Annotated in this window: 16 protein-coding genes and 1 tRNA gene; 13 read left to right on the top strand and 4 right to left on the bottom strand. The window is 67.0% G+C overall.

The window, feature by feature from the left end; translation table 11 throughout:
- Window positions 1-60: 60 nt before the first annotated feature.
- Entirely contained in the window at window positions 61-2,319 is a 2,259-nt protein-coding gene (locus VGU65_RS01340; protein ID WP_327472361.1) for a DUF1631 domain-containing protein, read from the bottom strand.
- A 165-nt stretch (window positions 2,320-2,484) separates the two neighbouring features.
- Window positions 2,485-2,757: a Trm112 family protein gene (locus VGU65_RS01335; RefSeq protein ID WP_327472360.1), complete on the bottom strand. Its 273-nt coding sequence runs from the start codon at window positions 2,755-2,757 to the stop codon at window positions 2,485-2,487.
- A gap of 58 nt (window positions 2,758-2,815) precedes the next feature.
- Between VGU65_RS01335 and purE the strand changes: the two genes are divergently transcribed.
- Window positions 2,816-3,319, top strand: a complete 504-nt coding sequence (gene purE / locus VGU65_RS01330) for a 5-(carboxyamino)imidazole ribonucleotide mutase (protein ID WP_327472359.1) — start codon at window positions 2,816-2,818, stop codon at window positions 3,317-3,319.
- A complete protein-coding gene (locus tag VGU65_RS01325; RefSeq protein WP_327472358.1) occupies window positions 3,316-4,470 on the top strand; it encodes a 5-(carboxyamino)imidazole ribonucleotide synthase in 1,155 nt (384 codons plus the stop codon). Before purE ends, VGU65_RS01325 begins: the two co-directional genes overlap by 4 nt.
- Before the next feature lie 76 nt (window positions 4,471-4,546).
- Here the strand turns inward: VGU65_RS01325 and VGU65_RS01320 are convergent, their stop codons facing one another.
- On the bottom strand, window positions 4,547-5,125 hold the full coding sequence (locus VGU65_RS01320) for a superoxide dismutase (RefSeq protein WP_327472357.1): 579 nt from the start codon (window positions 5,123-5,125) through the stop codon (window positions 4,547-4,549).
- Window positions 5,126-5,236: 111 nt separating this feature from the next.
- Between VGU65_RS01320 and grxD the strand changes: the two genes are divergently transcribed.
- The 10 genes from grxD (at window position 5,237) to VGU65_RS01270 (ending at window position 16,967) form a co-directional block, all read left to right on the top strand.
- Window positions 5,237-5,563, top strand: coding sequence for a Grx4 family monothiol glutaredoxin (grxD, locus tag VGU65_RS01315; protein ID WP_327472356.1), 327 nt, complete (start codon window positions 5,237-5,239; stop codon window positions 5,561-5,563).
- A complete protein-coding gene (locus VGU65_RS01310) occupies window positions 5,560-6,327 on the top strand; it encodes an SDR family NAD(P)-dependent oxidoreductase (protein ID WP_327472355.1) in 768 nt (255 codons plus the stop codon). Before grxD ends, VGU65_RS01310 begins: the two co-directional genes overlap by 4 nt.
- A 161-nt stretch (window positions 6,328-6,488) precedes the next feature.
- Entirely contained in the window at window positions 6,489-7,085 is a 597-nt protein-coding gene (locus VGU65_RS01305; RefSeq protein ID WP_327472423.1) for a YhgN family NAAT transporter, read from the top strand.
- Window positions 7,086-7,216: 131 nt separating this feature from the next.
- Window positions 7,217-8,932 (top strand): bifunctional ornithine lipid synthase OlsF, encoded by a 1,716-nt coding sequence (olsF, locus tag VGU65_RS01300; RefSeq protein WP_327472354.1) that lies wholly within the window; start codon window positions 7,217-7,219, stop codon window positions 8,930-8,932.
- 46 nt (window positions 8,933-8,978) lie between these two features.
- Entirely contained in the window at window positions 8,979-9,155 is a 177-nt protein-coding gene (locus tag VGU65_RS01295; RefSeq protein ID WP_327472353.1) for a hypothetical protein, read from the top strand.
- A 150-nt stretch (window positions 9,156-9,305) separates the two neighbouring features.
- Window positions 9,306-10,730, top strand: coding sequence for a nucleotide 5'-monophosphate nucleosidase PpnN (gene ppnN, locus VGU65_RS01290; RefSeq protein ID WP_327472352.1), 1,425 nt, complete (start codon window positions 9,306-9,308; stop codon window positions 10,728-10,730).
- 39 nt (window positions 10,731-10,769) lie between these two features.
- Window positions 10,770-10,846, top strand: a tRNA-Asn gene (locus VGU65_RS01285).
- A 247-nt stretch (window positions 10,847-11,093) separates the two neighbouring features.
- Window positions 11,094-13,766, top strand: coding sequence for a TonB-dependent receptor (locus tag VGU65_RS01280; RefSeq protein ID WP_327472351.1), 2,673 nt, complete (start codon window positions 11,094-11,096; stop codon window positions 13,764-13,766).
- Window positions 13,767-13,848: 82 nt separating this feature from the next.
- On the top strand, window positions 13,849-14,541 hold the full coding sequence (locus VGU65_RS01275) for a winged helix-turn-helix domain-containing protein (RefSeq protein WP_327472350.1): 693 nt from the start codon (window positions 13,849-13,851) through the stop codon (window positions 14,539-14,541).
- A complete protein-coding gene (locus tag VGU65_RS01270; RefSeq protein ID WP_327472349.1) occupies window positions 14,538-16,967 on the top strand; it encodes an ATP-binding protein in 2,430 nt (809 codons plus the stop codon). The genes VGU65_RS01275 and VGU65_RS01270 overlap by 4 nt, the downstream gene beginning before the upstream one ends.
- Before the next feature lie 386 nt (window positions 16,968-17,353).
- Here the strand turns inward: VGU65_RS01270 and VGU65_RS01265 are convergent, their stop codons facing one another.
- Window positions 17,354-17,905, bottom strand: coding sequence for a GspH/FimT family pseudopilin (locus tag VGU65_RS01265; protein ID WP_327472348.1), 552 nt, complete (start codon window positions 17,903-17,905; stop codon window positions 17,354-17,356).
- Between the two features lie 151 nt (window positions 17,906-18,056).
- Here VGU65_RS01265 and uvrB point away from each other — a divergent pair, with 151 nt between their 5' ends.
- Window positions 18,057-20,087, top strand: a complete 2,031-nt coding sequence (gene uvrB, locus VGU65_RS01260) for an excinuclease ABC subunit UvrB (RefSeq protein ID WP_327472347.1) — start codon at window positions 18,057-18,059, stop codon at window positions 20,085-20,087.
- Window positions 20,088-20,225 lie beyond the last annotated feature (138 nt).

Raw genomic sequence — 20,225 nt, 5'->3', positions numbered from 1 at the left:
GCCATCCGCTCTACGCCCGCCAGTGGCAAGCATAGCGCGGTAGCGACAACGGGCTGGAACTCAGGCCGCCGGATCGGTACCGGCAGCCGCGGCTTGGCTGAGGCGGTCCACGATGGCCCCCATCGCGCGATCGAACAGCGGCTGAGACGACAGGATGCGCGCGCTGCCGGCTGCCAGCGCGGCAGCCAGTTCTTGCGGCGCGTAGTCGCCTACCTTGAGGCCGCGTCGGTTGACGAACAGGTAGCGACCGCTCATCGGGCTGATCCACGACAGCTTGGCGCGGGTGACCGCATCGCCGGTCGGGCAGAACTCCAGCCAGGTACCAGGCTTGAGTTGTTCGACTTGCTCGAGCTCGCTGCTGTCCATGGCTGCCGTGGCCTGACCGGGCTCCGGTTCGGGCTCCACCAAGTCGGTGTCCAGGATCGGCTGGATGCTCTCGGGAATGGGCAGCACCGTGTCCTCGGCGCTCGTATCGGGAGCCAGCTCGCCCAACTGCTGCCGGTAGTAGGTATGCAGCTGGCCGAGCAGGCGCTCGATGTCGTTTTCCTGGAAAGCCACGTTGGCGAGACCACGGCGCAGGGCGCGCTCGATGGCCGGCAGCATGCGCAACAGCGTGCGGCGGTCATCGGTCGTGTGCACCGGACGGGCGCTGGCGATGAATTCGTTGACGAAGCGCAACGCTTCGGCGAAGGCCGGCGAATCCTCGCCCTGGCGCAGGATGGTCAGCACCAGGTGGTTGGCCCAGGCACGCGCCAGCACGCCATGGATCAGTGGAGGCAGGCTCTGGCTGCCGATGCGGTCGAGAATCTCGCGGGCTGCGCGGCGGCGCGCCAGCTCCAGCTTCTCGCGGCCGCGCGCCGACTCGGCCACGCGCTGTTCGGCCAGCTCCGCGCGCTTGCGGCTCTGTTCCTGGAAGGCCTGCAGTTCGGCGCCGAGGCGTTCGAACAGGCTCATGTCGTCATCGAATTCGTGCAGCAGGCGCTCGACGACGGACTTGATCTTGTCGTGCACGCGGTGGTCGCGGTCGGACTCCTCCGACCATCCCTTGGCCAGTTCGGCCAGGCCGTCCAGCAGGCGCCGCGCCGGATGCTGGCGATGGGCGAACAGCCGGCGGTCGAGGATCGCGGCTTTGAGGTACGGGATCTGCAGGCGCGAGAGCATGACCTGCATGATGGCCGGCAGCGTGTTGTCCTCGAGGATGAACTCGAACAGCATGCCGACCAGGTCGATGGTGTCCTCGTCGATCGCCGACACCTGGCTGGGGCGCTCGCCGCGCAGGGCGCCGAGCTGGCCCAGCAGGTGTTCCTTCAGCTGCACGACTTCGCGGCCCAGTGCCGCCGGATCGGCCGACTGCTCGCTGGGCATGGGGCCGGATGCGAGCTGGCTCTGCAGCACGCTGAGAGCGCCTAGCAGTTCGTTGGCCGTCGGTACCGCAGCAGGCGGGCCTTGCATCCCGGCGCCGCCGACGGCGCCGGCGACGGCCTGGCGGCGGGTGCTGAACAACGCGCGCACGGTATGCAGCAGTTCGCTGGCGAGCGCAGCTTCCGGATCGAGCTCCGGCGCCGCGTCCTCGGCACCCGCGGCGGTACCGCTGGTCGTATCCGCGGACGACGCCTCTCCCCGCACCACCTCGTGCCGCAGCTGCGGCAGCACCCCGGCGCGGACCAGCTCGGTGTTGATCTCTTGGTAGAGCTCTTCCAGCGCGGACAGCACGTAACGGTCGAACAACTTGTAGATGATCAGCTTGACGCGCATCTCGGCGGTCAGCTCGCGCATGGCCTGGCGGAACGCCTGGGACAATGCGGCCGGCGCCACCGGGTTGTTGGCCTCGTCGATCTTGATGCCGCCGCAGATCACCGACAGCCGCTGGTTCACGGCGAACAGGTCGCGCGCCAGGCGCGACTCGTTCTTGGCGGTCATGCTGGTGATGGCCAACGACTCCTCCAGCTCGTTTTCCGCCACCAGCGAGAGTTCCACCGGACCGGGGGAGGGCGGGGCGGCCGAAGCCGATGCGGCGCGGCCGGAGAGCCCGGTCAGTTCGCGGCTGACCTGGGCGAGGAAACTGCGTTCGACCAGCGGTCGGCGCTTGCGCACCTCGCGCATGCCGTCGAAGTAGTGCATCTGGGCGGCGTTGTTCTCGGCCTTCTCGGCCAAGTCGAACAAGGCGTCGTCCACGTGCTCGAACATGTTGCCCAACAGGAGCTGCAGGCGGCGGCCGGCGATCGCCCGCACGGCGCCGAGCAGGTCGCCGACGCGCTCGGCAGACTCCTGGCGCTGGCTCAGGCTGACCACCTTGCCAGTTTCATTGGCTTCTTTCATCGCCACACCCCTGAAGCATCCCTTGCCGACGATCACGACCGCCCAGGCCGCGCGAAATCCGACGATAAGGGAGAAAATGTGAACGAGTCATGCACTGCCGTACACATTAGTCCACGCTTTGTGTAAAAGCATGGCGCGGGTCACTTTTTTCGAGCAACTGCTGCCTCAGGCAGCCGCCGGGAAGTCCTTGAACTGGACCGTGCCGATCCCTTCTTCGGGCAGCATGACCGGGATACCGTCGTCCACCCGGTAGATCACCTTGCGGTCGATGGTGATGAGGCCCTCGCCTAGCCGGTCGCGCACCGGGCTGCCGGCGACCGTGTCCACCTCGCCACGCTCGATCGCGGCATTGACCGCGTCCAGTTCGCCGCGGGCGAGCGGGCGAACGGGCGTCTTGCTGACAGGGCAGCACAGGATGTCTAGCAGGCGCTTGTCCATGGGGCGTTCGTGACGGTTGCAGAAGCCCGTACAATAGTCTTTTTGGGATGGCAGAACCATGATTTCGACCGCCAAGCCGGCCCGAGTGGGCGTGGTGATGGGTTCCCGGTCCGACTGGGAAACCATGGAACATGCGGCCAGCGTGCTGGACGAACTGGGCGTACCGCACGAGGTGCGCGTCGTCTCCGCGCATCGCACACCGGACCTGTTGTTCCGCTATGCGGACGAAGCCGCCGCGCGCGGCATCGAGGTGATCATCGCCGGCGCCGGCGGCGCCGCGCACTTGCCGGGTATGTTGGCGGCCAAGACACGCTTGCCGGTGTTCGGTGTACCGGTGCAGTCCAAGGCGCTCAACGGCATGGATTCGCTGCTTTCCATCGCGCAGATGCCGGCCGGCATCCCGGTGGGCACGCTGGCGATCGGCCGCGCCGGCGCGGTGAACGCAGGGCTGCTTGCCGCCGCGGTGCTGGCCTTGCACGACCCGGCGATTGCCGGGGCGCTCGATGCCTTTCGATCCAGGCAGACCCAGGCCGTGCTCGACCAGCCGGACCCGCGCGCATGAGCGAGCGCCGCCAACCCGTGCTGGGCATCCTCGGTGGCGGCCAGCTGGCGCGCATGCTGGCGCTGGCCGCCGCGCCGCTGGGCATCAAGACGCTGGTGGTCGACAGCGCCGGTGACGCCTGCGCGGGTCAGGTCGCACCGCTGGTGGTGGCCGACTGGAACGACTACGCCGCGCTGGAGCGTTTCGCATCCATGGTCGACGTGGTCACCTTCGACTTCGAGAACGTGCCGGCGCAGACTGCGCACTGGCTGGCCGAACGTGTCGCGGTGTCGCCCGCGCCGCGCGCGCTGGCCGTAGCGCAGGACCGGCTCGCGGAGAAGACCTTGTTCCGTGAATGCGGGCTGGACACGCCTGCCTTCGTGCCGGTCGACACGCGGGCGGACCTGGAGCAGGCGATTGCCCGGGTCGGTGCGCCAGCCATCCTCAAGACACGGCGGCTGGGCTACGACGGCAAGGGCCAGTTTCGCCTGAAAACGCCCGGTGACGCCGATGCCGCCTGGGCCGCGCTGGGAGCGCAGGGGGACGCCCATGGCCTGATCCTGGAAGCCTTCGTGCCGTTCGAGCGCGAGCTGTCGGTGATCGCCGTGCGCAGCCGCGACGGCGATTTCCGTACATGGCCGCTGACCCGCAACTGGCACACCGACGGCGTGCTTAGCCTGAGCTTGGCGCCCGCCCCGGACATCGAGGCGCTGCAGCAGCGCGCCACCGATCTGGCCCGCACGCTGGCCGAGCGGCTCGACTACGTGGGCGTGTTCGCGCTGGAGCTGTTCGTCAAGGACGGCCAACTGCTCGGCAACGAAATGGCGCCGCGCGTGCACAACTCCGGCCACTGGACCATAGAGGGCGCGCACACCAGCCAGTTCGAGAACCACGTGCGCGCGGTGCTCGGTCTGCCGTTGGGCGACACCGGCGCACGCGGGCTCTCGTGCATGTTCAACTGGATCGGCGATCTGCCTGATCCGTCGCCCGTGCTGCGGACGATCGACGGGCACTGGCACGACTACGGGAAGCAGGCGCGTCCGGGGCGCAAGGTGGGCCATGCCACCGTGTGCGCGCCGGATGCAGCGTGCCTGCAGGCGCGAGTGGAGGGCATCGCGCAGGCGCTGGGGCGTACAGACCAGGCCGGACCGATCATTCGGCCGCCCGGCTGAGCCGGCCGCCGAAGCGGCTTCCGCCGGCAGGTAAGAAAAACGGAGCCGGGCGGCTCCGTTTTTTTATGACCGCGCGTCAGGCGAGGTTGCCGGCCGCGAAGTCCCAGTTCACCACGTTCCAGAACGCATCCAGGTACTTCGGACGGGCGTTGCGGTAGTCGATGTAGTAGGCGTGTTCCCACACGTCACAGGTGAACAGCGGCTTGTCGCTGCCGGTGATCGGCGTGCCGGCGTTGGAGGTGTTGACGATGCCCAGCGAGCCGTCCGGTCGCTGCACCAGCCAGGTCCAGCCGGAGCCGAAGTTGCTCGCGCCCATCTTGGCGAACTCTTCCTTGAACTTGGCCACCGAGCCGAACGCCTTGGTGATGGCGTCGGCCAGCTTGCCGCTCGGCTCGCCGCCGCCGTTGGGCTTCATCGAATGCCAATAGAAGGTGTGGTTCCAGGTCTGCGCGGCGTTGTTGAAGATGCCGCCGGACGACTTGCGGATGATCTCCTCCAGCGCCATCCCCTCGAATTCGGTGCCTTCGATCAGCTTGTTGAGGTTGGTCACGTACGCCTGGTGGTGCTTGTCGTGATGGAACTCCAGCGTCTCGGCCGAGATGTGCGGCTCCAGCGCGTTCTTTTCGTAAGGCAAGGGGGGAAGTTCGATCGCCATGAGGGACTCCTTGGGCTGCGGCTTGAAGGGAGGCCGGCACGCTGCCGGGCGGCAGTCGTGGTGCGGCTGATACACTTGCGGTCCTAAAGTGCATTGTAGAACCCGTGAGCTATGGACGTTAACGAGCGAATCAAGGCGGTGCTCGCCGAGCACCCGATGGTTCTTTTCATGAAGGGCACGCCGCAGTTCCCGATGTGCGGCTTTTCCAGCCGCGCCGCACGGGCGCTGGAGGAGGCGGGCGCCGCGTTCCACGCCGTCAACGTGCAGGCTGATCCGGAGGTGCGCGCCGCGCTGCCGCACTTCGCCAACTGGCCGACCTTCCCGCAACTGTTCATCCAGGGCGAGCTGATCGGCGGGTGCGACATCGTGGAGGACCTCAAGGCCTCCGGCGAACTGGCGCGCATGGCCGCGGACGTCAGCGGCGCGGTGCGCGCATGACTCTGCCGACCGCACGCCTGCCGCAGGACTTCGCGCCTGCGGCCGACAGCCTGGCCGGCCGCGTGGTGCTGGTGACCGGCGCCTATGGCGGCCTCGGCCGCGCCGTCTCGCTGGAGGCGGCGCGCGCGGGCGCGACCCTGGTGATCACCGGCAAGCGCAAGCGCCAACTGGAGCAGCTCTACGACCTGATCGTCGCCGAGGGCCTGCCCGAGCCGCTGATCCACCCGCTGGATATGGAAGCGGCCACGCCGCGCGACTACGAGGCGCTCGCCGAAGGGCTGGAGCGCGATCTCGGCCGGCTCGACGGCATCGCGCACTGCGCTGCGAGTTTCGGCGGCCTTACGCCCATCACCATGCACAAGCCTGACGAGTGGCTGCGCACGCTGCACGTCAACGTGTCGGCGCCGTTCGCGCTGACTCAGGCCTGCCTGCCCTTGCTCGTCAAGGCGCCGGATGCCTCGGTGGTGTTCGTGCTCGACAATCCCGACCTGCTCAATCGCGCGCACTGGGGCGCCTACGGCGTGTCCAAGGCGGCGCTGGAGCGTTTCGTCGAGATCCTGCACCAGGAAACCGACAGCACGGCCGTGCGCACGCATGCGCTGCTGCCGGCGCCCATGCGCACGGCGCTGCGGCACCAGGCGTATTTCGGTGAGGACCCGAACACCCAGCCGCTGCCCGATGCGGCAGCGCAGGCGGCGGTGTGGCTGCTCGGCCCGCAAGGCGCTGCCGCGCGTGGCGCGATGCTGGACCTGCGCGGCGCCTGACCCCGCTTTTTTCCGTCCTGCGAAAGCGGGCATCTGTCTGGCGTGCGCCATGCCGCCCACGGGCGCGACGCATATATAGCCGTGCGCAGCGGTACGCCGACCCGGCCGCGCATGGCATGCTGATCCACGATCACCCGAAGGAGCCTTCCATGGAAACGCAGATGACCACCCTTTCGGCGGGCATCCTGCTGTTCCTGATCATGGATCCGCTGGGCAACATCCCGTTCTTCCTCAGCCTGCTCAAGCACGTGCCGCCCAAGCGCCGGCGCTGGGTAATGATCCGCGAGCTGCTGATCGCGCTGGGCGTGTTGCTGGGCTTCCTGGTCGGCGGCCAGCACATCCTCAAGCTGCTGCAGCTCAAGCAGGAGTCGATCAGCATCGCCGGCGGCATCGTGCTGTTCCTGATCGGCATCCGCATGGTGTTCCCGCCGCCGGAAGGCGGCATCTTCGGCAAGGCGGGCGAAGGCGAGCCGTTCATCGTGCCGATGGCGATTCCCGGCGTGGCCGGCCCTTCGGCGATGGCTGCGTTGCTGCTGCTCACCAACACTTCGCCGGGCCGGACGGCCGACTGGGCCATCGCGCTATTGCTGGCGTGGCTGGCGACCTCGCTGATCCTGCTCTCTTCCACTTACCTTTTCCGCTGGCTGGGCGAGAGCGTGCTGACCGCGCTGGAACGGGTGATGGGCATGCTGCTGATCGCCTTGTCGGTGCAAATGTTCATGGGTGGCGTGGCGGCATTCCTGCACATGCAGGTCTGAGCGCGCGGCTTCCCACGCAAGGCACGCACCGGGCGCCAGCCGTATATCTCACAGCGGACGAGGCCGTCTTTCACGCGTCGCCCTCCTGTCATACTCAGGCCCCAGCATGGGCGAAACATGAGGAGGCGGTCATGCTCAGTGTCGAACGGACCCTCACCGAGCGCTTGCCGTGGCTGGCGCAGCATCCACGGATCCGCCGCCCGATGGCGGACCTGCTCGGTCGCTTGGCCGACGAGGCGGGTTTCAACCGCGTGCTCGATGCCGTCGGCAAGGTCGAGGGTTTCGACTTCGTCGACCGCGCGCTGGACGTGCTGGGCGCGAGCTACCACGTCAGTCCGAGGGAGCGCGAGCACATCCCCGTGGAAGGCGCGCTGCTGGTGGTGGCCAACCATCCGCTGGGCATGGTCGATGCGCTGGCGTTGCTGCACCTGGTCGGTTCGGTGCGTCGGGACGTGCGCATCCTGGGTAACGACTGGCTGGCGTCGATCGAGCCGCTGCGCCGGCTGCTGCTGCCGGTGGACGTGTTCGGCAAGGGTGCGGCGTCCAAGATGCGAGACATCTATCGCGCGCTTGATCAGGGCGAGGCGCTGATCGTGTTTCCCGCCGGGGAGGTTTCCCGCATGGGGCCCGGCGGCGTGCGTGACGGGCACTGGTCCGACGGCTTTGCGCGTCTCGCCAAACGCAGTGGCGCGCCGGTACTGCCGGTGCACGTGGCCGCGCGCAACTCGGCGATGTTCTACGGCTTGTCGATGCTGGCCAAGCCGCTCAGCACGGCGATGCTGCCGCGCGAGGCGGTGGCGCCCGGGCATCGGCGGATAGGCTTCAGCGTCGGCGCCCTGGTCAGCGCCGACGAGCTCCTCCAGCGCAGCGGCGGTTCAACCACGCAGGCCACGAAGCTCATGCGCCGGCACGTCTACCGCGTGGGCCGGCGCAACGGACTGGTCTTTGGCGGACAGGCTCCGCTGGCCCACCCGGAACCGGCCGAGCGGGTGGCCGCCGAACTCACGGCACAGGGCGAGAAGCTCGCCGAGCTCAACGACGGCAAGCAGGCCTGGCTGTTCAAGGGCGCGGCCGACAGCGCCGTGCTGCGCGAGATCGGCCGCCTGCGCGAGCTGACCTTCCGCAAGGTCGGCGAGGGGACCAACGCCCGGCGTGACCTGGACGCCTTCGACCCGCACTATGAGCACCTGCTGCTGTGGGACCCGGCTGCGCTGCGCATCGTCGGCTCCTACCGCTTCGGCCATGGCGGCCGCCTGATCGCCGAGCGCGGCCTGGCCGGGCTTTACACCGCCAGCCTGTTCAACTACTCGCCGGCCCTTGAGTCGCGCCTGGCGCAAGGCCTGGAACTGGGGCGCAGCTTCATCGCTCCGGCGTACTGGCGATCGCGCGCGCTGGACCAGCTGTGGCAGGGCATCGGCCTGTATCTGCAGCGGCATCCGGAACTGCGTTACCTGTTCGGCCCGGTCAGCATGTCGGTCAACCTGCCGCGCGAGGCACGCGAGTGGATCGCTGCCGCGCACCAGCACTATTTCGGCGCTCCCGGGCTGGCCAGCGCGCGGCAGCCGTTCGTGGTCTCACCCGCAGTGATCGGCCTGGTGCGCGACGCGCTCGAAGGGCTCGATGCGCAGGCCGGGCTAGGCAAACTCAAGCACCATCTGGATGCGCTGGGCGTAAGCATGCCGGTGCTCTATCGCCAATACGTGGACCTGGTCGAACCCGAAGGCGTGCAATTCCTGGACTTCGGCGAGGATCCCGGCTTTTCCGGTTGCGTCGACGGTCTGGTGATGCTCGACCTGGCCACGCTCAAGCCCGCCAAACGCGCGCGCTATCTCGGCAAGACGGCGTAGAACCTGCGCACGACCGGGTGGCCGCGCGCTGGCCGATTTCTACGGTGTGGACGCCAACGGGCACTACATCTACGACATCACCTGCGCCGGCAAGATCGCCACCTGCAGCAACTACATCCAGAACGGCGTGTACAGCCCGAATGACATGCCGACCTACATCAACAACAACGACCACCTCGCCCAGCGCTGGTCGGTGCTGCTGACGGTCAAGTACACGTTCTAAGCGGGACAAGTAAGGGAAACTTCAGCCGGCGTCCGCGAGGGCGCCGGCTTTCTTTGGCTTGACCCTGGCCCTTCGCGCGCGGGAAGCTAGGCGGTCCGCCACGGCGCCGGCAACGAAGCAGGCACACGTCAGCGGCAGGAGAAGGCAAGCATGAACGACACCCACGCCGGCCGCGCCGGCAAGCCCGTCACCGTCAGCGCACGCATCTCGCCCGCGGGCGGACTGGACATCCTCTCGCGCAACGAAGTGGCGCGCCTGCGCGACGCCAGTGGCTCGGGTTTGCATGCGCTGCTGCGCCGCTGCGCGCTGGCGGTGCTCACCTCGGGCAACATCAGCGACGACCCGCGCTCGATGTTCGAGCAGTACCCCGATTTCGACATCCAGGTACTGCAGCAGGACCGCGGCATCAAGATCGAGCTTTCGCACGCTCCCGCGCAGGCGTTCGTCGACGGCCAGATCATCCGCGGCATCAACGAGCTGCTGGTGGCGGTGGTACGCGACATCGTCTACGTGTCCACGCAGCTGGAGCAGGGCGGCTTCGACCTGGATGACACGGTCGGCATCACCCACGCCGTGTTCGAGATCCTGCGCAACGCGCGCATCCTGAAGCCGCACATCGATCCCAACCTGGTCGTGTGCTGGGGCGGCCACTCGATCTCGCGCGAGGAATACGAGTACACCAAGGCGGTTGGCTACCAGCTCGGCCTGCGCGGCATGGACATCTGCACCGGCTGCGGCCCGGGCGCCATGAAGGGCCCGATGAAGGGCGCCACCATCGCCCACGCCAAGCAGCGCCGGCGCAACAACCGCTACATCGGCATCACCGAGCCGGGCATCATCGCGGCCGAGTCTCCCAATCCGATCGTCAACCAGCTGGTGATCATGCCGGACATCGAGAAGCGCCTGGAGGCCTTCGTCCGCATGGCGCACGGCATCGCGGTTTTCCCCGGCGGCGTGGGCACGGCCGAAGAGATCCTCTACCTGCTCGGCATCCTGCTGCACCCGTCCAACGCCGGCACCCCGTTCCCGCTCATCTTCACCGGCCCGAAGCAGTCGGCGGCGTACTTCGAGCAGATCGACCGCTTCCTCAAGCTCAGCCTCGGCGACGAAGTGTCGCAGCACTACCAGATCATCGTGGACGACCCGGCCGCGGCGGCGCGGGCGATGGTCAAGGGCGTGGACAAGGTGCGCAACCATCGCCTGGACACCAAGGACGCCTTCTTCTTCAACTGGGCGCTGGACATCCCGTTCGCCTTCCAGCTGCCGTTCCGGCCGACCCACGAGGCGATGCGCGACCTCGCCCTGCACCGCGGCAGGCCGCGCCACGAGCTGGCCGCCGACCTGCGTCGCGCGTTCTCGGGCATCGTCGCCGGCAACGTCAAGGAAGAGGGTGTGCGCGCGATCGAACAGCACGGCCCGTTCGACATCGACGGCGAGGCGGACATCATGCGGGCGCTGGATGCGCTGTTGCAGGCCTTCGTCAGCCAGCACCGCATGAAGCTTCCCGGCGGGTCGGCCTACGTGCCCTGCTACCGCGTGCGCGCGGAGGGCGCCGCAGCTGCCCCGGCTGCTTGACAGCCCGCACGACGCTAAGCAAACTACGCAGCTCGCCCCGCCCGAATAGCTCAGCTGGTTAGAGCACTTGACTGTTAATCAGGGGGTCGTTGGTTCGAGTCCAACTTCGGGCGCCAGTTGATAGTTCCGCAGCGTCCCGCGGAACCGCGAAAACCCGCAGAAATGCGGGTTTTTTTGTGCCCGAACATCCGAGGACGCCCGGGCAAGGCCGGCTGGCTTCCGGGCTAAAAGCCGGGTCTTACAGTTTGGTATGTGATCGGCAATCTTGGTGTCATTGCGCGCGTCTAGCTTTTAGGAGACCCGTCGTGTTGTCCATTCCGTATGGACAACCCGCACGACCTTTCCTCAATCAGGGCACCGTCGATGCACAGCGCGAAGCTACGCAAGGCCATACTCAACGCCACCGCACTCGCCGGCCTCGGCGCGCTCAGTGCACCAAGTCATGCTTTCGCGTTTGCACTGGACGCAACCGGCACAGCAGCCACCGCCAAAGATGCCAAGCCGAATGCGGCTGACGGCAATGGCGCCGCGACCGGCGCTGCGGCCGGAGCGGAGATCGTCAAGAACCTGCAAGGCGTGCACGTGGTGGCTCCGCGCACATCGGCCGAGGTCGCGCGTGCGACGCAGAAGGACGCCCCCAATCTGATCAATATCCGCACGGAAGAACAGATCCGGGCGCTGCCGGACACGAACACGGCCGAAGCCGTTCGCCGCATTCCCGGCATCTCGATGGAGACAGACGAAGGTGAAGGTCGCTACGTCAACATCCGCGGTTTCGATGCGGATCTGAACAGCACCACCTACGCCGGCGTTCGCTTGCTGCCGACCAACAACGCCTCGCCGTTCGGCGGCTACCGCGGTGTCGCGCTGGACTCCATCCCGACCGGCTTCATCGGGGCGGTCGAGGTCACCAAGTCGAACCTGCCCAACCAGGACGCCGAGGCGCTGGGCGGCACGATCGAAGTGTTGCCCAAGACCGCTCCCGAAGAACAGGGCACGTTCTTCGAAGGAAATGCCGGCGTGGGCTACGAGACGCTGCGCGGCACGCCGATCACCGATTTCTCGCTGACTGGCGGCGGTCACTACGGCCCGTTCTCGATCATGCTGACCGCATCCAGCCACATCGATTCGCGTGGCATCGACGACGTCGAGCCCGCCTATTTCAACGATGCGGCACATCCCTACCAGGCGGTGAACGACATCGAACAGCGCGACTACGAATTGCACCGCAAGCGCCATGGCTACGCACTCGATGTCGGCTACCAGCCCGACGACGACGATCAGTGGTATCTGCGCGCTTTCGATGCAGGCTATACGGAACGCTACAAACGCCAGTTCATGGACGTGCTGCCGGACGGCAACACCACGGCGCAGGCCGATGGCACGCTGCAGGACACCCTGACCGTCCCCGGCGCGATCACGCGGTCGCTGCGCGACGAGCAGGAGAGCTCGCGCGAGCGGTTCTACATGGTCGGTGGACAGAATGTGCTGGCCGGCACCACGATCGACTACCACGCCGCCTACGTCGAAGGCACCTACAAGAAGCCCTTCGACTACAACTCCACGTTTACCTACAGCCCGCCTTCGGCTGCCGCTCCGACGATCTCCTATGGGCCCATCGGGCCGGGGCACGTCCCGCTCTACACGATATCGGGCGCGCCGGGCTACCTCGATCCGGCCAACTACACGCTGAGCAGCCTCGGCAACAGCACGGCCCGCAATTTCGACCGCGAAATGTCCTACGCCGTCAATTCGAAGACGCCTGTCGAGTGGGGCAGCCTGACTGACCAGGATCTGCAGTTCGGGTTGAGCGCACGGCAGCGGCACAAGCAGACGACGGCGCAGCCGTACACGCTCACGCCTACCGCGCTCCCGCTCACCGCGGTCTCCAGCGGCGTCTACGAGACCTATTACGACGGCCATTACCAGAACGGCGTGGACATCATCCCGGGTGCGCTGCAGCGCATCTTCGGCCAGGGCGTGATCGCGCCCGGCGACGTGATCAGCAGCAAGCAGCAATACCTGGACGCGCACGAGGACATCTACGCCGCTCACGGCCAGTACAGCGGCAACTATGGGAACCTGGGGATACTCGGCGGCGTCCGCTTCGAAGAGACGCGCGATCGCGGCAATGCCTACTCCGCCGGCGCGGATGCGGCGGGCAATCCGTTCTCCTACCCGGTCAGCACCAAGCACAACTACCACAACTTCTTTCCCAGCCTGCAGTTCCGCTATGAACTGTCACCCGATCTGGTCCTGCGCGCCGCCTATTCCTCGACCATCGGTCGGCCGGGCTACAACCAGGCGAATCCTGCGCTGGCGATCGACGTGGGCTCGGGCATCGTCACCACCGGCAATCCGTCCCTGAAGCCGGCCACGGCGCACAGCTTCGATTTCAGCATCGAGAAATACCTGCCGGAAGGCGGCATCCTGTCGGCCGGGGTCTTCGACAAGGAAATCTCCAACTACATCGTCCCCATCGAGACCACGCAACAGCTTCCCAACAACAATCTGTACCCGGGCAATCCCCAGCCGTTCCATATCTTTACCTTCAAGAACATCGGCTCCTCCTACGCACGCGGCCTGGAACTGAACTGGCAGCAGACCTTCCAGGGCCTGCCGGGCTGGCTCGACGGACTGGGTGCTGGCGCGAACTACACCTGGGTCGATTCGCGCATCGAGATCCGGCCGGGCGAGTATTCGCTGCTGCCGTCGACCTCGCGCAACACATGGAACGCCACGTTGTTCTACAAGCGCGCCGGACTCTCGCTGAATCTCGCGGCCTACTCGGTGTCGGCCGACCTGTTCGGCATCGGCACCGATCGTTCCAGCGACATCTACAACGCCAGCCGCACTTCGATGGATTTCAGCGCGAGTTACCAGTTCCCGGAAAATTGGTCGATCTACTTTCAGGCCAAGAACCTGCTGGACACGCCACATGCGTTCTATCAGGGCACCTCGGACCGGCCGATCCAGCGCGAGTTCTACGGGCGGACCTATCTCGCCGGAGTCCGTTTCGAGTTTGACAGCGACTGACACGGCGGCCCGGCGTCATCGGTTTGTCACGTGGCCTCGCAGTAATGCTGGCAGTCGGAACAACGGCCCCAGGTCCCCGCGCATGGACATTTTGCTGATCGAGGACGATGCCGAAACCCGCGACTATGTGGCCCGGGGCTTGCGCGCCCTCGGTCACGCAGTCGACCAGGCCAATGACGGTCCAAGCGGCCTGCGTTGCGCAAGCGAAGGGCGATACCAGGTGCTGGTAGTCGATCGCATGCTGCCTGGCCTCGGAGGACTCGATCTGTTGCGCGCACTGCGCGAAGCCCACGTCAGCACGCCGGTATTGATGCTGACCGCGCTGGGCGAAGTGGACGCTCGGGTCGAGGGCTTCGAGGCGGGCGCGGACGACTACCTCGCCAAGCCGTTTGCGTTCGCCGAGCTCGTCGCGCGTATCGGAGCGCTGGCGCGTCGTCCGCCCCTGGCCACTCCCGCCGTAGTCCAGCTGCGCGTAGCGGATCTGGAGATGGATCTGCTCAGGCGCGAGATACGCCGCGACGGCCGAATGATCGAACTGCAGCCGCGCGAATTCCATCTGCTGGAATACCTGATGCGCCATGCCGGCGAACTGGTCACCCGGACGATGCTGCTGGAGCACGTATGGGAGTACGACTTCGATCCGCAGACCAGTGTGGTGGAAACCCACATCAGCCGCTTGCGCGGCAAAGTCGACCGCGGTTTCGCCAGTGGCGAGCTGATCGGCACGCTTCGCGGCGCCGGGTACATGCTGCGCACGGCGCCTGAGCGTTCATGACCGACGCCCCCTTGGCGATTCGCGCCCGCCTCCTGCGCAGTTCGGCCTTCCGGCTCGCCGCGCTACAGGCAGGCCTGTTCGCGGGGATCGCCCTGTTCCTGTTCGTGATCACCGGGTGGGCGGTACGCAACTATGTCCAATCGCAGCTGCGGCGATCGGTCGGCGACGAAATCAGCGAGATCGTCGCGATACCTGCCAGCGGCCGTGCGCATGCGATTGCCGACATGGTCGCGCAGGCTCCGCAGGGACCGCTCTATTACGGGCTGTTCGATGCGGACGGGCATCGCATGGCGGGCGACCTGCTGAACGCCCAGCCCGGCCTCGGCTGGGCCACGCAGGTGCAGAGCGCGCCCTCCGGATACGTGGTGCGGATGCTCGTACGCACGGATCGGCTCGACGACGGCCGGCTGCTGGCGGTCGGACGCAACCGGCGCGATGCCGACGAGCTGATCGTATTCCTGCAGGAAGCTTTCCTGTGGGCCGGCGCCGGATCGGTGGCCCTGGCGTTGCTGGGCGGCGTGCTCACGGCGCGCGGCTATCTTCGGCGGGTCGAAGCCGTTGCCGCGGCCGCAGCGCGCATCGCCGGCGGCGATCTTGGAGCACGTGTCTCGTGCAGCGGTCGCGGAGATGAGTTAGACCGTTTGGCGCACTCGCTCAACGGCATGCTGGAGCGTATCCAGACCTTGATGGAGGGCATGCGGCAAGTTTCCAACGACATCGCCCATGATCTACGCACGCCACTGACCCGTCTGCGTCAACGGCTGGAACTGGCTACCTGCACGGCAACCGACACCGCCGCCTTCCGCACAGCGGCCGAGCGCGCCCTGGCCGATGTCGATGGCGTGCTGGCGACGTTCTCCGGTCTGCTGCGGATCGCCCAGATCGAAACTCGCCAGCGCCGCGCCGGCTTCAGCCTGGTGGACCTGTCCGGCCTGCTCGACAGTCTGGTCGGCGACTACGCGCCGTTGATGGAAGACCAGAACAGGGGGCTGCGCATCAACCTCGCTCGCGGCATCCGTGTACTCGGCGACCGCGCGCTGCTCACACAGATGCTCGTGAACCTGATCGAGAATGCCCTGCGCCATACGCCGCCTGGCACCCCGGTCGCGCTCACGCTGGAGCGGCAATCGAACGGCTGTCGCATCACGCTCGACGACGCCGGCCCCGGCATCCCCGCGGAAGCGCGCAGCCGCGTGACCGGTCGTTTCGTGCGGCTCGATGCCGCGCGCAGCACGCCCGGTAGTGGGTTGGGGCTTGCATTGGTCGCCGCCGTGGCCGACCTGCATGGCGCGACGCTGACGTTCGGTGACGCCGCTCCCGGCCTGCGCGTACAGTTGGATTTTCCACCGTCGGGCAAACCCTGTCCTGATGTTTCCGCGTCAGGACCGCTTTCCGCTTCAGACCCACCACCCAAGGACAATGTGATGAAGAAGATCAGCTGGCCCCTCGTGATGACGGCTGTCCTGAGCTTGCCTTCCCTGGCAGCCACCGGTGCGACCGGAACGAACTACGCCGTCAAACACCGCTACGCGCTTGGCGGCGATGGCGGCTGGGATTACGTGAGCTTCGCCGCGCAGACGCGGCAGCTGTTCATCGCGCGCAACGACCGCGTGATGGTCGTGAATGCCGACACCGGCAAGCTGGTCACGGAGATCGGCGGCATGCAGCACGCGCATGGCGTCGCCATCGTGCCGTCGCTGCACCGCGCCTACGTCAGCAACGGGCACGGCAACGATGTCAGCGTGGTCGATCTGGCAACGCTGAAGGTAGTCGGCACCATCCCGGTCAGTGGCAAGGATCCCGATGCGATCATCTACGACGCCGACAGCGGCAGCGTTCTGGCGATGGACGGCGACAGCAACCAGATCAGCGTGATCGACCCCAAACTGGGCAAGGAGATCGCCACCATCCCGCTGAGCAGCAACCCCGAATTCCCAGTGAGCGCCGGCAACGGCAAGCTCTTCGTCAACCTCGAGGATGCAAGCCAGCTGGCCGAAGTCGACTTGCGCCAGCGCAAGGTGCTGCACGTCTGGCCGCTGGCCCCGTGCAAGGGGCCGACCGGCCTGGCCATGGATGCGACCGGTCATCGCCTGTTCTCGGTCTGCGCCAACGGCTGGATGATCGTGACCAATGCGGACAATGGCCGTCAGGTCGCCAAGCTGCCGATCGACAAGGGCCCGGATGCCGTCGTCTATGACACGGCGTTGCACAACGTATTGACCACGAGCGGCGCAGGGACGCTGGCCGTGATCCACCAGACCGACGCCGACCATTATGCGCAGGCGGTGAAGGTGGCCACGATGCCGAGCGCACGCACGCTGGCCCTGGATCCGTCGACCCACGAAGTGTTCACCGTGGGCGCCGCTACGTCTGGTCGCAGCAAGCCGGTCACCGGTTTCAGCCTGTTGGTGGCGGCCCCGAACTGAACGGGTGCTGCTCCGGCAAGCGCTTCCGGCAAGCTTCATGTCCGGGGAGCAATCGCTTTGCCGGAAGTGAGTGCCAGGCCGGATGCATTTGAGAGCTAGGATCAGTAAAGGAGTGGCTTTCGCTCCCGGACCTGGCTGCGGATAAGCGCCGCTATCCACCCGCGGGCACCTTCTCCGCAGGCGGGGGAATCAGGTGCGTATCGTCTCCTGTCGCCTTCCCTCGCTTGCCGAGGGAAGGCGACGAGGGTGGATAGGGGTGATCAAGCGCACAGCTGTACCGGGGAAGCCGACACGCCCGCCTTGATGCGATCTCGCTGGCACGGCACGGGCCGTTGTGGCACCGAGATCGTGAACGACCGGTATGGCGCCGGCAGAGCCTCCAGGTGTCAGCCATCCAAGCAATCGGCCGCCTGCGTGGCATCGGGGCGCGATCCGCGTATGCGCCCGGAGTTGGACACCACCACCCCCAGCGGCCCCTGTCCCTGGTCCGGGCTGCAGAACAGCAGGGTGAGGTTGCTGCCGGACGCGCTGCCGTCGGGCAGAAAGGCCACCCGCCGTCGTGCCTGGCTGCTCTTGATGCGCAGCGGCGCATGGCCTTGGCCGACGCGCAGCGGCGCCCCGTCCGGCTGGTTGTTGCGGTCGCGGTCCACGCCCACCAGCCAGCCGCTTTCCCAGCGGCTTTCCTCGCTGCAGCGCAGGCCGTCGCGGGTCGGGCAGAACACCATCCGCGTGTGCCGCAGCACCGCCTCGTTGCGGGCGTAGCCGAGGGCCTGCATGAAATCCGTCTGCGCCGACTGCATGCGCCCGCGGCGTACCAGGCCGGCCAGCGAGGGGCTGGCGACACTGACCAGGATCGCCACGATGGCCACCACCATCACCTGCTCGACGAGCGTCAGGCCGCGCGTGCGGCCGCGTCCGCTTCCTTGCGTCCTGTCCATGCCGTCGCTCCCTGCGAGGAACCGGCATCATCGGCCGCCCGCGGGGCCGCGGTAAGCGGTGGAAGAGCCGCGGCGCCGTGCGTCCGTGCTGACACAGGCTGTCAGCAGGGCGCCTTTAAGATCGCCCCATCCGCCCGCATATCCGTCAGCCATGACCGATCGCTTCGAACTCGTCTCCCCGTACCAGCCCTCCGGCGACCAGCCGCAGGCCATCGCCAAGCTGAGCGAGGGCTTCGCGGCCGGCCTGGCCGCGCAGACGCTGCTGGGCGTCACCGGCTCGGGCAAGACCTACACCATCGCCAACGTGATCCAGCAGGTGCAGCGTCCGACCGTGGTGCTGGCGCCGAACAAGACGCTGGCCGCGCAGCTCTATGGCGAGTTCAAGGAGTTCTTCCCGCACAACGCGGTGGAGTACTTCGTCAGCTACTACGACTACTACCAGCCCGAGGCCTACGTGGTCGCCTCGGACACCTTCATCGAGAAGGACGCCTCGATCAACGACCACATCGAGCAGATGCGCCTGGCCGCCACCAAGGCGCTGCTCTCGCGGCGCGACTCGATCATCGTGGCCACGGTCTCGGCCATCTACGGCCTGGGCGATCCGGAGGATTACCTCTCGCTGCGCCTGATCCTCTCGGTCGGCGAGCACATCGACCAGCGCAAGCTGATCCACCAGCTCACCGAGCTACAGTACACGCGCAACGAGATGGAGCTGCGCCGCGGCACCTACCGCGTGCGCGGCGAGATCATCGACGTGTTCCCCGCCGAATCGGAAACCGAGGCGCTGCGCATCGAGCTGTTCGACGGCGACATCGAGAACCTCTCGCTGTTCGACCCGCTCACCGGCGAGACCCTCCGCAAGATCCCGCGCTACACCGTCTACCCGCGCACCCACTACGCCAGCACGCGCGAGAGCGTGCTCAACGCCATCGAGACGATCAAGGTCGAGCTCAAGGAGCGGCTGGAGCAGCTCTACAAGGACAACAAGCTGGTCGAGGCGCAGCGGCTGGACCAGCGCACCCGCTTCGACATCGAGATGATGGCCGAGGTCGGCTTCTGCCAGGGCATCGAGAACTACTCGCGTCACCTCACGCGCCGCGGCCCCGGCGAGCCGCCGCCGACGCTCTTTGACTATCTGCCTCCGGATGCGCTGTTGGTGGTGGACGAATCGCACGTCACCGTCCCGCAGCTCGGTGCCATGTACAAGGGCGACCGCTCGCGCAAGGAGACGTTGGTCGAATTCGGCTTCCGCCTGCCCTCGGCGATGGACAACCGCCCGCTGCGCTTCGAGGAATGGGAGCAGCGCGCGCCGCGCACCATCTACGTCTCGGCGACCCCGCGCGACTACGAGCTGGAAAAGTCCGGCGACGCCGTGACCGAGCTGGTGGTTCGCCCCACCGGGCTGGTGGATCCCGAGGTCGAGGTTCGCCCGGTGCGAACCCAGGTCGACGACCTGCTCGGCGAGGCCAAGAAGCGCATCGCCATGGGCGACCGCATCCTGGTCACCACGCTGACCAAGCGCATGGCCGAGAACCTCACCGAATATCTTTCCGAGCACGACGTGAAGGTGCGCTACCTGCACTCGGACATCGAGACGGTCGAGCGCACCGAGATCATCCGCGACCTGCGCCTGGGCGAGTTCGACGTGCTGGTCGGCATCAACCTGCTGCGCGAGGGCCTGGACATGCCCGAGGTCTCGCTGGTGGCGATCCTGGACGCCGACAAGGAAGGCTTCCTGCGCTCCACCGGCTCGCTGATCCAGACCATCGGCCGCGCGGCCCGCAACGTGCGCGGCAAGGCCATCCTCTATGCCGACCAGGTCACCCGCTCCATGCAGGCGGCCATGGACGAGACCAGCCGCCGCCGCGAAAAGCAGATCGCCTACAACGAAGCCAACGGCATCACCCCGCAGACCGTCGTGCGCCGCATCGCCGACATCATGGAAGGCGCCCGCGCCGAGCCGGCCACCCGTGGAAGAGGCAAGGCCGCCAAGGGCGTGCGCGGCAAGGCCGTGGCCGAAGGGGCAGGGGAGTACGCCAACCTCACCGCCACCCAGGCCGCCGCCGCGATCCGCAAGCTCGAAGGGCAGATGTATAAGCACGCCCAGAACCTGGAGTTCGAGGAAGCGGCGCGGTTGCGCGACCAGATCCACAAGCTGCGCGAACAGGTCATGCAGAGCTGACGCCGCAGCTCCCAAGCTCCCTCTCCTCCGGCCTCGCCGGGGGAGAGGGTTGGGGAGAGGGTTGGGGAGAGGGTTGGGGAGAGGGTTGGGGAGAGGGTTGGGGAGAGGGTTGGGGAGAGGGTTGGGGAGAGGGTTGGG

The organism is Frateuria sp., assembly GCF_035943815.1.
Classification (GTDB): domain Bacteria; phylum Pseudomonadota; class Gammaproteobacteria; order Xanthomonadales; family Rhodanobacteraceae; genus Frateuria_A.
Note: the sequence above shows the minus strand (reverse complement) of the source record. Positions and strands in the feature narration are given on the sequence as shown.

Excerpts from the sequence above, each read along its gene's own strand:
- purE (WP_327472359.1), top strand. The coding sequence starts at position 2,816 with ATGATTTCGACCGCCAAGCCGGCCCGAGTGGGCGTGGTGATGGGTTCC.
- VGU65_RS01280 (WP_327472351.1), top strand. The coding sequence starts at position 11,094 with ATGCACAGCGCGAAGCTACGCAAGGCCATACTCAACGCCACCGCACTC.
- VGU65_RS01305 (WP_327472423.1), top strand. The coding sequence starts at position 6,489 with ATGACCACCCTTTCGGCGGGCATCCTGCTGTTCCTGATCATGGATCCG.
- grxD (WP_327472356.1), top strand. The coding sequence starts at position 5,237 with ATGGACGTTAACGAGCGAATCAAGGCGGTGCTCGCCGAGCACCCGATG.
- VGU65_RS01265 (WP_327472348.1), bottom strand. The coding sequence starts at position 17,905 with ATGGACAGGACGCAAGGAAGCGGACGCGGCCGCACGCGCGGCCTGACG.
- olsF (WP_327472354.1), top strand. The coding sequence starts at position 7,217 with ATGCTCAGTGTCGAACGGACCCTCACCGAGCGCTTGCCGTGGCTGGCG.
- VGU65_RS01320 (WP_327472357.1), bottom strand. The coding sequence starts at position 5,125 with ATGGCGATCGAACTTCCCCCCTTGCCTTACGAAAAGAACGCGCTGGAG.
- ppnN (WP_327472352.1), top strand. The coding sequence starts at position 9,306 with ATGAACGACACCCACGCCGGCCGCGCCGGCAAGCCCGTCACCGTCAGC.
- VGU65_RS01310 (WP_327472355.1), top strand. The coding sequence starts at position 5,560 with ATGACTCTGCCGACCGCACGCCTGCCGCAGGACTTCGCGCCTGCGGCC.
- VGU65_RS01340 (WP_327472361.1), bottom strand. The coding sequence starts at position 2,319 with ATGAAAGAAGCCAATGAAACTGGCAAGGTGGTCAGCCTGAGCCAGCGC.
- VGU65_RS01275 (WP_327472350.1), top strand. The coding sequence starts at position 13,849 with ATGGACATTTTGCTGATCGAGGACGATGCCGAAACCCGCGACTATGTG.
- VGU65_RS01335 (WP_327472360.1), bottom strand. The coding sequence starts at position 2,757 with ATGGACAAGCGCCTGCTAGACATCCTGTGCTGCCCTGTCAGCAAGACG.
- uvrB (WP_327472347.1), top strand. The coding sequence starts at position 18,057 with ATGACCGATCGCTTCGAACTCGTCTCCCCGTACCAGCCCTCCGGCGAC.
- VGU65_RS01325 (WP_327472358.1), top strand. The coding sequence starts at position 3,316 with ATGAGCGAGCGCCGCCAACCCGTGCTGGGCATCCTCGGTGGCGGCCAG.
- VGU65_RS01270 (WP_327472349.1), top strand. The coding sequence starts at position 14,538 with ATGACCGACGCCCCCTTGGCGATTCGCGCCCGCCTCCTGCGCAGTTCG.